Genomic DNA, 14,400 nt, shown 5'->3' with positions numbered 1-14,400 from the left:
CGACCGCGATGGGCTTACTTGTGCTTTTCGAAGCGATAGAACAGGTTCGGCTCGCTGACCATGTACAGCGTACCGGCGTCGTCCATGGTCACGCCTTCGGCGCGGGGGATGGTGTCCTTCAAACCATTGAAGCCGCCGAGCAGGGTCATGAAGCTGACCTGCTCGCCCTTCTCGTCCAGTTCCAGCAACAGGTGCGAGTCGGCCGATAGCACCAGGGTGTGGCCGGTACGCGGGTCGATGGCCAGTGCCGAGAGGTTGCGAATGTCCAGTTCATCATTGGCCAGCTTCTGCTTGTCGCCCTTGAGGATCTGGCTGCCGTCGCTCTTCCAGGTGAACAACGCCGGCGGCCGCTCTTCGCCCAGCAGCAACTGTTGGTTGTGCGGATCCCAGGTGATTGCTTCGAATGCCTTGTTCTGGTTTTTCGACGGACCGAGGTCGTATTTCGGGAAGTCGGCGATATTCAGCTCGCGGGTGCTGGCATCGACCTTGACGATGGTCAGCAGGTGTTCGCGCTCATCAACAATCGCCATCAGGCCGTTTTCCATCACGGTTACGCCTTCCGGGTTGGTCCAGCCCACCAGCGGCATCTTGCGCAGCACATCACCCTGCAGGGTCAGTTCGACCAGGAACGGGTTCTTGCCCATCACCGAAAACAGGGTTTTGGTCTGTGGGTTGTAGGAAAGGTCCGAAGCCTCGTCCTTTTCCATTCCCGGCAGCAGCTTGCCGTCGATCACTGCCCGATAATCCGGCAACCAGATGCTTGCCTTCTGCTCGGCCTGAGTCTCAAGTCGCTCACGTAGCCACAGCAGACCACGGTCGTCCCAATGCATGGCAAACGCCAGACCATAGGCGGCTGCGATCACCAGCAACAACCAGACATACCAGCGCAGGGCAAAACGTGAACGACGGGAAGTTTTGAGCTGAGTTTGAGCTGACATCAGGGACGCGTTCCGAAAATTCAGGCTATGGGTAATAGCACAAAGAGGCCGGCTCAGACGCCAGAATGAGAGGAATTATCCGTACAGAATGTGAAAAAAACGGCAAATGGCGGGATTGCCGTGCGGCTTTGCGAGCCGCGACACATAACCAGTGTGGGAGTGAGCCCTGTTGTGAGGGGATTTATTGTGGCGAGGGAGCTTGCTCCCGCTGGGGCGCGAAGCGACCCTGCTTTTCAAGGGGCCTGCTGCGCAGTCCAGCGGGAGCAAGCTCCCTCGCCACAGTTGCTGCGTATCGGATGCGTTCGGTCAGCGCACGCTGCTGCTGAAGCTGCTCGCGCCAACCAGTTCCAGCACAATGTCGTCGCCGACATTCAGCGGGCCAACACCCACTGGCGTGCCGGTGAGGATCACGTCGCCGGCCTGCAGCGAGAAGCAGCCGGCCATGTGCTGGATCATCGGCACGATCGGGTTGAGCATTGCGCTGCTGTTGCCGTCCTGGCGCACTTCGCCGTTGATGGTCAGGCGAATGCCGATGTCGGTCAGGTCTGGGAAAGTGCTGCCGACCACGAACGGCGCGATCACCGCCGCGCCGTCGAACGACTTGGCGATTTCCCATGGCAGGCCCTTGGACTTGAGCTCGGCCTGCTTGTCACGCAGGGTCAGGTCCAGCGCCGGAGCGAAACCGGAGATCGCGTCGAGCACTTCTTCGCGGCTCGGCTTGGTCGACAACGGCTTGCCGATCAACACGGCGATTTCCGCTTCGTAGTGCACCGAGCCGCGCTCGGTCGGAATGCTGAAACCGCCTTCCAGTGGCACCACGCAACTGCCCGGCTTGATGAACAGCAACGGCTCGGTAGGCACCGGGTTGTCCAGTTCCTTGGCGTGTTCGGCGTAATTGCGGCCAATGCACACCACTTTCCCAATCGGGAAGTGAATGCGCGTGCCGTCGACGTACTGGTGCTGATAGCTCATTTACCGACTCCTGCCTTCATTGATTCAGGGGATTGCCAATCAAACCGCGAAGATCTTGCCCGGGTTCATGATGCCGTTCGGGTCGAACACCGCTTTGACCGCTTTCATGTACTCGATTTCGACCGGAGAACGGCTGTAGGTCAAGTAGTCGCGCTTGGTCATGCCCACGCCGTGCTCGGCGGAGATCGAACCGTTGTACTTCTCGACGGTTTCGAACACCCACTTGTTGACGGTCGCGCACTTGGCGAAGAACTCGTCCTTGCTCAGGTTATCCGGCTTGAGAATGTTCAAATGCAGGTTGCCGTCGCCGATGTGGCCGAACCAGACGATTTCGAAGTCCGGGTAGTGTTCACCGACGATGGCGTCGATTTCCTGCAGAAATGCCGGGACTTTCGACACGGTGACCGAGATGTCGTTCTTGTAAGGTGTCCAGTGCGAGATGGTCTCGGAGATGTACTCGCGCAGCTTCCACAGGTTCTGCAGCTGGGTTTCGCTCTGGCTCATCACGCCGTCCAGCACCCAGCCCTGCTCGACGCAGTGTTCGAAGGTTTCCAGCGCAGTGTTGGCCACTTCTTCGCTGGTCGCCTCGAACTCCAGCAACGCATAGAACGGGCAATCGGTCTCGAACGGCGCCGGCACATCGCCACGGCCCAGCACTTTGGCCAGGGCCTTGTCGGAGAAGAATTCGAACGCGGTCAGGTCGAGTTTGCCCTGGAAGGCGTGCAGCACCGGCATGATCGAGTCGAAGTCGGCGGTGCCGAGGACCATCGCGGTGAGGTTTTTCGGCGCGCGATCCAGACGCATGGTCGCTTCGACCACAAAGCCGAGGGTGCCTTCGGCGCCGATGAACAGCTGGCGCAAATCGTAGCCGGTGGCGTTCTTGATCAGGTCTTTGTTCAGCTCCAACACATCGCCCTTGCCGGTGACCACTTTCAGGCCGGCGACCCAGTTACGGGTCATGCCGTAGCGAATCACCTTGATCCCGCCGGCATTGGTGCCGATATTGCCGCCAATCTGGCTGGAACCGGCCGAAGCGAAGTCCACGGGGTAGTACAGGCCGTTTTCCTCGGCGATGTTCTGCAAGTGCTCGGTGACCACGCCCGGCTGACACACGGCGGTGCGGTCAGTGAGGTTCACGTCGAGAATCTGGTTCATGTAGTCGAACGACACTACCACTTCGCCATTCGCGGCAACGGCAGCGGCAGAAAGACCGGTTCGCCCGCCGGATGGCACCAGCGCCACCTTATGGGTGTTGGCCCAACGGACAATGGCCTGCACCTGTTCGATGGTCTTGGGAAACACGATGGCGCTTGGCGCGGGCGCGAAGTGCTTGGTCCAATCCTTGCCGTACGCGTTCAGGGAGTCGGCGTCGGTCAGGACCTTGCCAGGCTCGACCAGGGTCTTCAGTTCATCAATCAGGGCAGGATTGGTCATCGACAGAACTCTCGAACAATTCATGGTCATCCTGAAGACGCTTCACGTCGCAGGAATGAGTGTTTAGCAGGGTGGCTATGCTAGCATACCGACCCCGCAGGCCAGTGCCCAAGGCCAGTTCTGCGGTGACGGCTTTCTTGTCGTCCAGGTCAATGTCTGTTGACCATTTCCTGCCATTTTTCTCCGGGATACAGGTTTACGCAGATGAGCAAGACTTCTCTCGATAAGAGCAAGATCAAGTTCCTTCTTCTCGAAGGCGTCCACCAATCGGCTGTCGACGTCCTCAAGGCGGCGGGCTACACCAGCATCGAATACCTGACAGGCTCCTTGCCGGAAGCCGAGCTCAAGGAAAAGATCGCTGACGCTCACTTCATCGGCATTCGTTCGCGCACCCAACTGACCGAAGAGATCTTCGATCACGCGAAGAAGCTGGTCGCGGTCGGCTGTTTCTGCATCGGCACCAACCAGGTTGACCTGAGTGCTGCCCGCGAGCGCGGTATCGCCGTGTTCAACGCGCCGTACTCCAACACCCGCTCCGTCGCGGAACTGGTGCTGGCCGAAGCGATCCTGCTGCTGCGCGGCATCCCTGAGAAAAACGCTTCCTGCCACCGTGGCGGCTGGATCAAGTCCGCAGCCAACTCCTTCGAGATCCGTGGCAAGAAACTCGGCATCGTCGGCTACGGCTCGATCGGTACTCAGCTGTCGGTTCTGGCGGAAGGCTTAGGGATGCAGGTGTTCTTCTACGACACCGTGACCAAGCTGCCGCTGGGCAACGCCACTCAGGTCGGCAACCTGCACGAGCTGCTGGGCATGTCCGACATCGTCACCCTGCACGTTCCGGAAACCGCTGCGACCCAGTGGATGATCGGCGAGAAGGAAATCCGCGCCATCAAGAAGGGCGGCATCCTGATCAACGCCGCGCGCGGCACCGTGGTCGAGCTGGACGCCCTGGCGGACGCGATCAAGGACAAGCACCTGATCGGCGCGGCCATCGACGTGTTCCCGGTGGAGCCTCGCTCCAACGACGAAGAGTTCGAAAGCCCGCTGCGTGGCCTGGACAACGTGATCCTGACCCCGCACATCGGTGGCTCGACTGCCGAAGCGCAGGCCAACATCGGTCTGGAAGTGGCGGAAAAACTGGTCAAGTACAGCGACAACGGCACATCCGTTTCGTCGGTGAACTTCCCGGAAGTGGCCCTGCCGGCTCACCCTGGCAAGCACCGCCTGCTGCACATCCACGAGAACATCCCGGGTGTGATGAGCGAGATCAACAAGGTCTTCGCCGAAAACGGTATCAACATCTCCGGTCAGTTCCTGCAGACCAACGAGAAAGTCGGTTACGTGGTGATCGACGTCGACGCCGAGTACTCGGAGCTGGCGCAAGAGAAGCTGCAACACGTCAACGGTACTATCCGTAGCCGCGTGTTGTTCTGATCCGACGCTGAGCGACAAAAAAGGGAGCCTTCGGGCTCCCTTTTTCATGCGTGCGAAAACGTCATTCGACGTTGACGGTGATCTTTTTCGACACGATCGGCGGATCGAACGCCATGTGGCCGCTGTCGCCCAGCTCCAGTTGCAAGGTGTGCTTGCCCGGGGCCAGTTTGATTGTGGCCTCGGTTTGCGCCTTGCCGAAGTGCATATGGTTGGCGTCGGTCGGCACGACGGAACCGGCCGGAACGATTTCCTTGGCATCAATCAGCAGGTGATGGTGCCCGGTGTTCTTGGTGACGTCACCGGCGGGTGCCAGCGCAACGTCCTTGACCCCGAACTTGACCTTGAACTCCTGAGAAACCGTGGCCCCGTCTTCGGGAGAAACGATGAACACTTCGGCGCCCTTGGGTGCCGGGGTCGCTGCACTGGCCAGCACTGAAACACCCATCAACAGGCCAGCCAAGGCTGCTCGTGACATAAACGTTTTCATTCTCTTCTCCAGTTTTTCCGTAAAATCCGCGCGGTCATGACAACTTCATGACCATTCGTTGTCGAAGGCACTCGACAACCATAGCAAAGCGAGCCTGACTCAGAGCATCGCAATAATGATTTCAAAGGAGTGACCATGCGCTTTCTGCCTGGCCTGATCTGCCTGCTACCCCTTCTGAGCCCTCTGGCTCACGCCGAACTGATTGATGACGTCAACGACCGTGGCGAGTTGCGCATTGCCCTTGAGGCTAATACACCGCCCTTCAATTTCAAGGATGGCGACACACTCACGGGGTTCGAGGTCGAGCTTGGGCAACTGCTGGCCAACGAGCTGGATGTGCGCGCCGACTTCATCGTCACCGACGAAGCCGACCTGCTCCAGGGCGTTGAAAGCGGCAAGTACGACGTCGCGCTCAACCACATAGCACTGACACCTGAACTCAAGGATCGTTTCGACGTCAGCGAGCCTTACGGCAAGGTCGATTCGCAGCTGCTGGCGAAGAAGGATGAGCAGCCTCGACCGATGGTGCTGGTACAGGCGCTGACCGAGGAGAAGCCGAAGACGGCGGTGCCGGTGGAGTTGGCGATTCCGTTTCAGAAGGGTAATCCGGCGTTTCAGGCCAGTCTTGCGAGCGCGATGGAGCGGATCAAGGCAGATGGACGCTTGGCGGCATTGTCGCAAAAGTGGTTCACCGAACCCAAATGAACACATAAACCCTGTGGGAGCGGGCTTGCTCGCGAATGCGGTGTGTCAGTCAACATCATCTTTGAATGACACACCGCATTCGCGAGCAAGCCCGCTCCCACAAGGATTTTGTGGAGTTTTTTAGTTGAGGTGGGTCAGGGCGATTGCGGCTTCAGGCAGTTCGAGCTCGCTGAAGACCTGCACACCATGGCGCTTGAGCAATGCTGCCGTCACGCCTTCGCCAGAGACCTTGACCCCACTGAACGTCCCGTCATAGGTCAGCAAATTCCCGCAGGAAGGACTGTTGGCCTTGAGCACCGCGACGCGGATGCCGTGCTTTTGCACCAGCGCCAGCGCCTGCCGCGCGCCGTCGAGAAACTGCGCGCTGACGTCCTCGCCCTCGGTGGTGATCACCGCCGCGTTGCCATCGAGCACTTCGGCGCCCTGCCCGCCGGGGATTTCCGCCGCAGCACGCGGGGTTGGCAAACCGCCAGCCACTTCCGGACACAGCGGCACCACACGCCCTTCGGCGATCCACTGTTCGAGCAGATCGAACGGCCCGCTGGCCCCGCCGTCGTAACGCACGCGGTGGCCCAACAGGCAGCGGCTGACCAGAATCTTCTGCATATCAGAACGGCTCGTTGCCACGGCGGCGGAACCAGCCGGTCAGCGACAGGCGTTCGCGGTGCGCCGGCAGCACTTCATGGGGCACCTCACCGGAGAGGAACACCACCAGACAGCCGCCGGTGGGTTGCACGTCGTGGACCCGGTCTTCGTCCAGATACATGCGCAACTGACCGCCGTCTTCCGGCAGCCACGCGTCATTGAGGTAGACCACCGCCGAGACCATGCGCCGGTCATCGTCGCGAAAACGGTCGACGTGCTTGCGGTAAAACGCGCCCGGCGGATACAGGGCGAAATGACACTCGAAATCCTCCAGCCCGAGGAACAACCCGCGATTGAGCGCCTCGCGCAGGCTTTCCATCAGATTCAGATAACGGTCGCTGGCCTCGGCCTGGCCCGGGTCGATCCACTGGATGTGGTCGCCACGAATGCCCTCGCGAATCTCTGAAAACGGCCCACGGCCTACCGCTGCCGGCGCCAGTTCACCCTCGGCCTCACGTTTGCGGCACTCGGCCGCCAGCTCGCGGGTCAAACCTGCGGGCAGGAAAATGTTCTGCTGCGACCAGCCGTGTTCGGCCAGGTCGTCGACGATGCGTAACAGCAGCGGGTGTTCAGAGGATATTTGCATGGCGCGCATAGTATGCCGGCGGCAGGAAATCCGACAGAGCCACGCAGCGGCTTGCTACGAATTCTCGACAAGTACCGGCACCGCACGGAGAATAGTCCGCTGCTGACAGGAGTCCCTATGCGCCGTTTGCTTTTTTCACTGTTGATGTTCTGCGTTTTGCCCGCCTGGGCGGACGGCCACGATCAGCTGTACAAGATCGCCGGCTGGCCAGATCAACGTGCGCATTTCAATGATGCCCTGAGTGCCGCGCAGCAGCGCTACCAGAACAACCTGCCGCCGGCGGTGTTTCAAGCCCTGGTCAACAACAGCAACCAGCGCTTCGCCCCCCAGGCCATGGATCAGCGTGCCGAAGCGCAACTGCGCCAGCACCTTGCCGATCCACAACCGGCGCTGACTTTTTTTCAATCGCCGCTGGGCAAGAAAATCGTCGCCGCTGAATTGCTCGCCACCCGTCGCGATCAACTGGCGAAGAACGCCAAGGGCCTGCCGAAGATGCAGGCCAGCGACAGTCGTCTGCTGATCATCGGCCATCTGGCGCAAGCGCTGCCGGCGCGCGAGGCCGGCGCCGAAGTCAGTCTGGCGATTGCCGGGGTGGCGGCGGACAGTTTGAGCTCGATGATCCCCGGCCTGCTCGGCGGCGGTCAGGCGCAAGGCATGCTGAACGGTCAGCGCCAGCGCCTGATGGAGCAGATCGGCGCCGACCTGAACAACACGCTGCTCTACGTTTATCGCGATCTGTCGGATGACGAACTGGAGCAGTTCGCGACCTTCGCCGAGTCCAGCGAGGGCAAGGCGTATTACCAGGCGGCGCTGGCGGCGATTCGGGCGGGGTTGGCGGTGGGGCAAAGCTCCTCGAACCTTGGCCAGTAAGCTTTATCGCCTGAACGGCCGCCTTCGCGAGCAAGCCCGCTCCCACAGTTGATCGCGGTCTCCTGTGGGAGCGGGCTTGCTCGCGAAGAGGCCCTTACAAACACTACAAATTTCTGCCCCTGATCCGCTTGTTCAGAAACTCGAAATACTCCTCGCGCATTTCCAGCGTCTCATTCGCCAGATGATGCCGCGCCTCCGGCAGCAGCAGAATCTGCGGCCGGTCGAACTTCCACTTCAGCACCTGCAAGTTGTGCTGCCAATCCACGGTCATGTCCGCCTGCCCCTGAATGATCAGCGGCCGTCGCGGACTTTTTTTCGCGTGTTCGACACGGATGATCCAGCGCGACAGCGCACCGACCCACGCGGTCGGCAAACGTTTTGGCTGTAACGGATCGGTCTGCAGGAACGGCAGGAAATCCGGGTCGTTGGAGTTCTCGCTGAAGCGCCGGGCGATGCCCCGCACGAAAGGCCTCAGCAGGTAATAACTGAGCTGCGACCAGCCCCAGGCGCGCGGACGCACCAGCGGTGCCAATAGAATCAACTGACCTTGCGCCGGACTGTTCTCGCCATGGTTGAGCACATGGTCGACGACGATCGCGCCGCCAGTGCTTTGTCCGCACAGATGCCAGGGTTGCGGCAGGGCGATCGAACTGGCTTCGGCGAACAACGCCTGCAAGGCGTCCTGGTATTCGGAGAAGTCGCGAATGCTCGCCCGCGGCCCACTCGACAAACCATGACCCGGCAAGTCGCAGGCGATGACGGCAAAATCCTGATCCAGCGCCCACTCGATCACATGCCGATACAGCCCGGTGTGATCGTAAAAACCGTGCAGCAGAAACAGCGTGCCCTTGACCTTTTCCGGCCACCAGCAATGGCTGACCAGTTCATAACCATCGACGTCGAAACGGCCCATGCCGCGCCAGACATCGCGCTCGGGAAAGTCGGTTTTATAAAACCGCTGATACGCCTTGGCTTCGTCCGACAACGGCTGCCACTGGGCCAAAGGCTTGAGGCTGGCGCGTAAATGATCGGCATCGAAAGTGTCAGGCATGCGGGTATTCCAAAGCGGTAAACAGACTTTATCGGCCTGCGATATTCATCTGTTGCGGCAAGCATGGCAAGCTAGCCCCCCTTCGAGGATCGAAAAACCATGCGCTCGCCCTACCGCACCGCACTGTTTGCCAGCCTGCTCGCGCTTGTGTGTGCCGGGGTGCTGTGGGCGGCGTACGACTGGTTTCAGGGACGCTATCTGCGCGCGTTCAGTCAGCACACCGCGGTGTTTTCCGGTGATCCGTTGCGCCTGCCGGATGAACTGGCCGGCCCCGGCAAAATCCGTCTCGTGCATTTCTGGGACCCGGCCTGCCCGTGCAACGTCGGCAATCAACAGCACCTGACCGAGATGGTCGAGCAGTACGGCGCGCGCGGTGTGGAATTCTTCGCCGTGCAGCGCGCCGGCTCCCACGGTCAATTGCCTGCGACCCTGAGCAACCTGAAAACCATCGCCGTGCTGCCCGGCTCCGAGCAGATCCCGGCCAGTCCCGCCGTGGCGATCTGGGACCGTAGCGGCAAACTGGCGTACTTCGGCCCTTACAGCGAAGGGCTGACCTGCAACTCCAGCAACAGCTTTATCGAACCGATCCTCAATGCCCTGACCGATGATCGCCCGGTCAACGCCACTCACACCCTGGCGGTCGGTTGTTATTGCCCTTGGCCGGTGCTGGCGCAGTAAGGCATTCCGGACTTTTCGAGGACAGCGATGCACGGCACGGAAGGTCTGTGCTAATTGTTTGCAGCCCGACGGGCGGCAATCCCGCATGCACAAGGAGTCACCATGAAACGCGTTTTCACCGTTCTTGCCTTGCTCATCGTTGTCCTGCTCGCCAGTGTCGGCGGGTACGTCTATAGCAAGCAACCGACGCGTCAGGGCCAGGTGGAGCTGCGCAATCTGCAGGGTTCGGTGACCGTGCGTTACGACGAACGCGGGGTGCCGCATATTCGTGCCGAGAACGAAATCGATCTGTATCGCGCCCTCGGCTACGTGCATGCCCAGGACCGACTGTTCCAGATGGAAGCCATGCGCCGCCTCGCGCGCGGCGAACTGGCCGAAGTGCTCGGGCCGAAGCTGCTCGACACCGACAAACTGTTCCGCAGCCTGCGCATCCGTGAGCGCGCTGCCAGCTATGTCGCCAGCCTCGACAAGCAGTCACCGGCGTGGAAGGCCCTGCAAGCCTATCTGGACGGCATCAACCAATATCAGGACAGCCACGCCGCGCCGATCGAGTTCGACGTGCTGGGCATCCCCAAGCGGCCGTTCACCGCCGAAGACAGCATCAGCGTCGCCGGTTACATGGCCTACAGCTTTGCCGCGGCGTTTCGCACCGAGCCACTGCTGACCTACGTGCGCGATCAACTCGGCGCCGATTACCTCAACGTCTTCGACCTCGACTGGCAGCCCAAAGGCGTGCTCGCCAAAGGTCACGCCAACAAGACCCCGGCCCTCGCCGCCGGCGACTGGAAAGACCTCAATGCCCTCGCCCGTCTCAGCGAGCAGGCGCTGATTGAAAACGGCCTGCCGCAATTCGAAGGCAGCAACGCCTGGGTGATCGCCGGCAGCCGTAGCCAGAGCGGCAAACCGCTGCTGGCCGGTGACCCGCACATTCGTTTTTCGGTGCCGTCGGTGTGGTACGAAGCGCAACTGTCGGCACCGGGATTTGAGCTCTACGGCCATCATCAGGCGCTGGTGCCGTTCGCATTCCTGGGGCACAACCTGGATTTCGGTTGGAGCCTGACCATGTTCCAGAATGACGATCTGGATCTGATCGCCGAGAAGGTCAACCCGGACAACCCGAATCAGGTCTGGTACCACGGCCAGTGGACCGATCTGCTCAGCACCCAGCAGCAGATCGCGGTGAAGGGCCAGGCGCCGGTGACGCTGACCTTGCGCCAGTCGCCCCACGGCCCGATCGTCAACGACGCCCTCGGCACTGCCGCCGGTAAAACGCCGATCGCCATGTGGTGGGCGTTTCTCGAAACGCCGAACCCGATCCTCGAAGGTTTCTACCAGCTCAACCGCGCCGACACCCTGGCCAAGGCCCGTGCGGCGGCAGCCAAGGTGCAGGCGCCGGGGCTGAACATCGTCTACGCCAACGCCAAGGGTGACATTGCCTGGTGGGCCTCGGCGCTGTTGCCGAAACGCCCGACGGGCGTGCGCCCGGAGTTCATTCTCGACGGCAGCGGCAATCAGGCGGACAAGGACGGCTACTACCCGTTCAGCGCCAACCCGCAGGAAGAAAATCCGGCGCGCGGCTACATCGTCTCGGCCAACTTCCAGCCGCTGTCGCCGACCGGGATGGAAATCCCCGGTTACTACAACCTCGCCGATCGCGGCCAGCAGCTCAACCGCCAGCTCAGCGACAAGAGCCTGAAGTGGAGCAACGAGGCCAACCAGAAGCTGCAACTGGGCACCACCACCGCCTACGGCCCGCGCACCCTGGCACCGTTGCTGCCGGTGTTGCGTGAAGTGGTGAGTGATCCGGCGCAACTGAAACTGGTCGAGCAACTGGCGCAGTGGCAAGGCGACTATCCGCTGGATTCGGTCAACGCCACAGTGTTCAACCAGTTCCTCTACGATCTCGCCGATGCGGCGATGCGTGATGAGCTGGGCAACGATTTCTTCGAAACGCTGTTGTCGACCCGGGTGATCGACGCGGCCCTGCCGCGCCTGGCGGCGAACGCGGACTCACCGTGGTGGGACAACCGCAACACGCCGAACAAGGAAACCCGCGCCGACGTAGTCAAAGCGGCGTGGCAGGCGAGCATGACGCACCTGAAACAGACCCTCGGCGACAATACGTCCGACTGGCAATGGGGCACGGCGCACACCCTGACCCATGCTCATCCGCTGGGGCAACAGAAGCCGCTGGACCGCATCGTCAATGTCGGGCCGTTCGCAGCGCCGGGCAGTCACGAAGTTCCGAACAATCTCTCGGCCAAGCTCGGCCCGGCGCCGTGGCCGGTGACCTATGGACCTTCGACGCGGCGCCTGGTGGACTTCGCCGACCCGGCGCACAGCCTGACCATCAACCCGGTCGGCCAGAGCGGCGTGCCGTTCGACAGCCACTATGACGATCAGGCCGAAGAGTACGTCGAGGGGATGTACGTGCAGGCGCATTTCAGCGAGGAAGAGGTGACGGCCAATACGCGCAGTACCTTGAAGCTGTTGCCGGCGCGGGCTGCCCAATAGTTCTCGGTTAGCCGGACGGGCCCTATCGCGAGCAGGCTCACTCCTACAGGGGAACGCATTCCAATTGTAGGAGTGAGCCTGCTCGCGATGGGGCCCGCCAACTCAACACATCTCTCAGAGCATCAACGCAAAATTCAGCCGAAACTGCTGCGGCGTCACCCCCAACCGCCGATTGAACACACTGCGCATGTGCTGCGCATCGCGAAACCCGCACTGATAGGCCACGGTCTTCAGCGGTGCCGTGGTGCTTTCCAGCAGCACCCGCGCCGCATCCACTCGCGCACTTTCGACGAACTCTGCCGGGGTGACCCGAGCCTCACGGGCGAACACCCGGGAGAAGTTGCGCGCACTCATGTTCGCCGCGTTCGCAAGATCGGCAATCGTCAAATCCCCGGTGAGGTTGGCCAGCACATACAACTGCACCATCGCCACCGCCGACGTCGGCTCCGCATGCGGCGTGAGGAACGGACTGAACTGCGATTGCCCGCCCGAGCGCTGGGTGAACACCACCAGTCGCTTGGCCACACTCAGCGCCACTTCAGCGCCGTGATCGCGGGCCAACAGGTACAGCGACAGATCGATCCCGGCGGTGACCCCGGCCGAGGTGTAGAGCGCACCGTCCTCGACGTACAGGCGATCGGCCTTGACTTGAGTCGATGGACACAACTGTGCCAAGGCTTCGGCATCGTTCCAGTGGGTGGTCACGGTGCGCCCGTCGAGCAACCCCGCCCGCGCCAGCATGAACGCGCCGTTGCAGATCGAGCCAAAGCGCCGCGCACGCGCGCAGGCCTCGCGCAGCCAGGTGTCGAATGGCTTGCCGAAATCCATGAACGGCAACTGCGGGCCGCCAGCGACGAGCAACAAGTCATAAGCATCCTGCGCTTCGCTGAAGTACCGATGGGCGCTGAGATTCAAACCGTTGGAACAAGCCATCGGCCCGCGTTCGAGGCCGATCACCTCCAGTTGATAGTGATCATCAGGCGGCAAAAAACGATTGGCCTCGGCGAACACATCCATCGGCCCGCTGACATCCAGCGCCTGCACGCCGGGAAATATCACGATGGCGATGGTTTTGTTCATAAGCCTCCAATGTCCTCAATGCCCTGGCAAACACAAATCCCTGTGGGAGCGGGCTTGCTCGCGAAAGGGCCCTTACATTCAACTTATCTGTTGAATGACACACCGCTTTCGCGAGCAAGCCCACTCCCACATGGGCCGTGCCTGCCTTGTTGATTGAGCCAACCCTAGCCAATCCAGGTTCAACAAGCGAGGTTGGCACGATTTGCAGGTTGATTGGCAAGGATCGCAGCCATGCGTTGATTGTCCGTTTAGTGCCTTGGGGAACAGACTTCGTCCATCAGCGCCACGACGGCGTTTTCGACGAGGAAACACCTTATGAGCACGACCATTGCCGGCATCAAGATCCCCGACAGCGCCCTCGCCCGGGCCACCACCGAATACATTCGCGACATCGAAACCGACCTGCTCTACCACCACTCGCGCCGGGTATTTCTGTTCGGTGCGTTGAGCGGCGAGCGCCAACAACTGGTCTACAACCCCGAACTGCTGTACGTCGGCGCGATGTTCCACGACCTCGGGCTGGTCGAGGGCTATCGCAGTGCCGACGAGCGTTTCGAAGTGGATGGCGCCAACGCGGCAGCGGCGTTTCTCAAACCGTACGGGCTGAGTGATGACGACATCGAGCAGGTCTGGCTGTCGATTGCTCTGCACACCACACCGGGGGTGCCTAAGCATCTGCGTCCGACCGTGGCGCTGGTGACGGCGGGTGTCGAGATGGATGTATTGGGAATGGATTACGCGGCGTTCAGCAGCACCCAGCGCGAGGCGGTGGTGCATGCGCATCCACGCGGGGAAGGTTTCAAGGAGTGCATCATCTGCGCGTTTGCCGACGGCTTGCGCCATCGTCCGCAGACCACGTTTGGCAACGTGAAGACCGATGTGCTGGTGGATCAGGAGCCGGGGTTCAAGCCGATGAATTTTGTTGAGGTCATCCGCCAATCTCCCTGGACTGCCTAATACCCAATGTGGGAGCGGGCTTGCTCGCGAATGCGGTGGGTCAGCCAAC

The 14,400-nt window shown here is 61.2% G+C and carries 14 protein-coding genes; 6 read left to right on the top strand and 8 right to left on the bottom strand.

Going from position 1 to position 14,400, the window contains the following annotated elements; all coding sequences use genetic code 11:
* Nucleotides 1-14: 14 nt before the first annotated feature.
* From V3W27_RS02580 to V3W27_RS02570, 3 genes are all read right to left on the bottom strand, one after another.
* Nucleotides 15-938, bottom strand: coding sequence for an SdiA-regulated domain-containing protein (locus V3W27_RS02580; protein ID WP_330205848.1), 924 nt, complete (start codon nucleotides 936-938; stop codon nucleotides 15-17).
* 306 nt (nucleotides 939-1,244) lie between these two features.
* Nucleotides 1,245-1,910, bottom strand: coding sequence for a fumarylacetoacetate hydrolase family protein (locus tag V3W27_RS02575; protein WP_027610530.1), 666 nt, complete (start codon nucleotides 1,908-1,910; stop codon nucleotides 1,245-1,247).
* Between the two features lie 39 nt (nucleotides 1,911-1,949).
* Entirely contained in the window at nucleotides 1,950-3,344 is a 1,395-nt protein-coding gene (locus V3W27_RS02570) for an FAD-binding oxidoreductase (RefSeq protein ID WP_330205847.1), read from the bottom strand.
* Nucleotides 3,345-3,548: 204 nt separating this feature from the next.
* On the opposite strand from V3W27_RS02570, the gene serA reads away from it, so the two are divergent.
* Nucleotides 3,549-4,778: a phosphoglycerate dehydrogenase gene (serA, locus tag V3W27_RS02565; RefSeq protein ID WP_003229219.1), complete on the top strand. Its 1,230-nt coding sequence runs from the start codon at nucleotides 3,549-3,551 to the stop codon at nucleotides 4,776-4,778.
* 61 nt (nucleotides 4,779-4,839) lie between these two features.
* Here the strand turns inward: serA and V3W27_RS02560 are convergent, their stop codons facing one another.
* On the bottom strand, nucleotides 4,840-5,265 hold the full coding sequence (locus V3W27_RS02560; protein ID WP_027610528.1) for a DUF4399 domain-containing protein: 426 nt from the start codon (nucleotides 5,263-5,265) through the stop codon (nucleotides 4,840-4,842).
* Between the two features lie 135 nt (nucleotides 5,266-5,400).
* Between V3W27_RS02560 and V3W27_RS02555 the strand changes: the two genes are divergently transcribed.
* On the top strand, nucleotides 5,401-5,970 hold the full coding sequence (locus tag V3W27_RS02555; RefSeq protein ID WP_027610527.1) for a transporter substrate-binding domain-containing protein: 570 nt from the start codon (nucleotides 5,401-5,403) through the stop codon (nucleotides 5,968-5,970).
* A 120-nt stretch (nucleotides 5,971-6,090) separates the two neighbouring features.
* Here V3W27_RS02555 and V3W27_RS02550 read toward each other — a convergent pair whose 3' ends face one another.
* Together V3W27_RS02550 and V3W27_RS02545 are read right to left on the bottom strand one after the other, a co-directional pair.
* Nucleotides 6,091-6,576, bottom strand: coding sequence for a DUF523 domain-containing protein (locus V3W27_RS02550; RefSeq protein ID WP_330205846.1), 486 nt, complete (start codon nucleotides 6,574-6,576; stop codon nucleotides 6,091-6,093).
* 1 nt (nucleotide 6,577) lies between these two features.
* Entirely contained in the window at nucleotides 6,578-7,210 is a 633-nt protein-coding gene (locus V3W27_RS02545; protein ID WP_103369653.1) for a 2OG-Fe(II) oxygenase, read from the bottom strand.
* A 108-nt stretch (nucleotides 7,211-7,318) separates the two neighbouring features.
* Here V3W27_RS02545 and V3W27_RS02540 point away from each other — a divergent pair, with 108 nt between their 5' ends.
* Nucleotides 7,319-8,071, top strand: coding sequence for a DUF2059 domain-containing protein (locus V3W27_RS02540; protein ID WP_097088904.1), 753 nt, complete (start codon nucleotides 7,319-7,321; stop codon nucleotides 8,069-8,071).
* Between the two features lie 103 nt (nucleotides 8,072-8,174).
* On the opposite strand, the gene V3W27_RS02535 is transcribed toward V3W27_RS02540, so the two are convergent.
* On the bottom strand, nucleotides 8,175-9,122 hold the full coding sequence (locus tag V3W27_RS02535; protein WP_330205845.1) for an alpha/beta hydrolase: 948 nt from the start codon (nucleotides 9,120-9,122) through the stop codon (nucleotides 8,175-8,177).
* A 99-nt stretch (nucleotides 9,123-9,221) separates the two neighbouring features.
* Between V3W27_RS02535 and V3W27_RS02530 the strand changes: the two genes are divergently transcribed.
* Complete coding sequence (locus tag V3W27_RS02530) at nucleotides 9,222-9,800, top strand: DUF6436 domain-containing protein (protein WP_330205844.1); 579 nt, start codon at nucleotides 9,222-9,224, stop codon at nucleotides 9,798-9,800.
* Between the two features lie 102 nt (nucleotides 9,801-9,902).
* Nucleotides 9,903-12,314, top strand: a complete 2,412-nt coding sequence (locus V3W27_RS02525) for a penicillin acylase family protein (protein WP_330205843.1) — start codon at nucleotides 9,903-9,905, stop codon at nucleotides 12,312-12,314.
* A gap of 114 nt (nucleotides 12,315-12,428) precedes the next feature.
* Here V3W27_RS02525 and V3W27_RS02520 read toward each other — a convergent pair whose 3' ends face one another.
* Nucleotides 12,429-13,394, bottom strand: coding sequence for a GlxA family transcriptional regulator (locus V3W27_RS02520; protein WP_330205842.1), 966 nt, complete (start codon nucleotides 13,392-13,394; stop codon nucleotides 12,429-12,431).
* Nucleotides 13,395-13,709: 315 nt separating this feature from the next.
* Here V3W27_RS02520 and V3W27_RS02515 point away from each other — a divergent pair, with 315 nt between their 5' ends.
* Entirely contained in the window at nucleotides 13,710-14,351 is a 642-nt protein-coding gene (locus V3W27_RS02515) for an HD domain-containing protein (protein WP_330205841.1), read from the top strand.
* Nucleotides 14,352-14,400 lie beyond the last annotated feature (49 nt).

It is taken from the genome of Pseudomonas sp. AM14(2022) (assembly GCF_036346455.1).
GTDB lineage: Bacteria > Pseudomonadota > Gammaproteobacteria > Pseudomonadales > Pseudomonadaceae > Aquipseudomonas > Aquipseudomonas putida_A.
This window is presented reverse-complemented; position numbering and strand designations above follow the sequence as displayed.

Coding starts and splice junctions, on each gene's coding strand:
- V3W27_RS02580 (WP_330205848.1), bottom strand. CDS start 938: ATGTCAGCTCAAACTCAGCTCAAAACTTCCCGTCGTTCACGTTTTGCC.
- V3W27_RS02575 (WP_027610530.1), bottom strand. CDS start 1,910: ATGAGCTATCAGCACCAGTACGTCGACGGCACGCGCATTCACTTCCCG.
- V3W27_RS02570 (WP_330205847.1), bottom strand. CDS start 3,344: ATGACCAATCCTGCCCTGATTGATGAACTGAAGACCCTGGTCGAGCCT.
- serA (WP_003229219.1), top strand. CDS start 3,549: ATGAGCAAGACTTCTCTCGATAAGAGCAAGATCAAGTTCCTTCTTCTC.
- V3W27_RS02560 (WP_027610528.1), bottom strand. CDS start 5,265: ATGAAAACGTTTATGTCACGAGCAGCCTTGGCTGGCCTGTTGATGGGT.
- V3W27_RS02555 (WP_027610527.1), top strand. CDS start 5,401: ATGCGCTTTCTGCCTGGCCTGATCTGCCTGCTACCCCTTCTGAGCCCT.
- V3W27_RS02550 (WP_330205846.1), bottom strand. CDS start 6,576: ATGCAGAAGATTCTGGTCAGCCGCTGCCTGTTGGGCCACCGCGTGCGT.
- V3W27_RS02545 (WP_103369653.1), bottom strand. CDS start 7,210: ATGCGCGCCATGCAAATATCCTCTGAACACCCGCTGCTGTTACGCATC.
- V3W27_RS02540 (WP_097088904.1), top strand. CDS start 7,319: ATGCGCCGTTTGCTTTTTTCACTGTTGATGTTCTGCGTTTTGCCCGCC.
- V3W27_RS02535 (WP_330205845.1), bottom strand. CDS start 9,122: ATGCCTGACACTTTCGATGCCGATCATTTACGCGCCAGCCTCAAGCCT.
- V3W27_RS02530 (WP_330205844.1), top strand. CDS start 9,222: ATGCGCTCGCCCTACCGCACCGCACTGTTTGCCAGCCTGCTCGCGCTT.
- V3W27_RS02525 (WP_330205843.1), top strand. CDS start 9,903: ATGAAACGCGTTTTCACCGTTCTTGCCTTGCTCATCGTTGTCCTGCTC.
- V3W27_RS02520 (WP_330205842.1), bottom strand. CDS start 13,394: ATGAACAAAACCATCGCCATCGTGATATTTCCCGGCGTGCAGGCGCTG.
- V3W27_RS02515 (WP_330205841.1), top strand. CDS start 13,710: ATGAGCACGACCATTGCCGGCATCAAGATCCCCGACAGCGCCCTCGCC.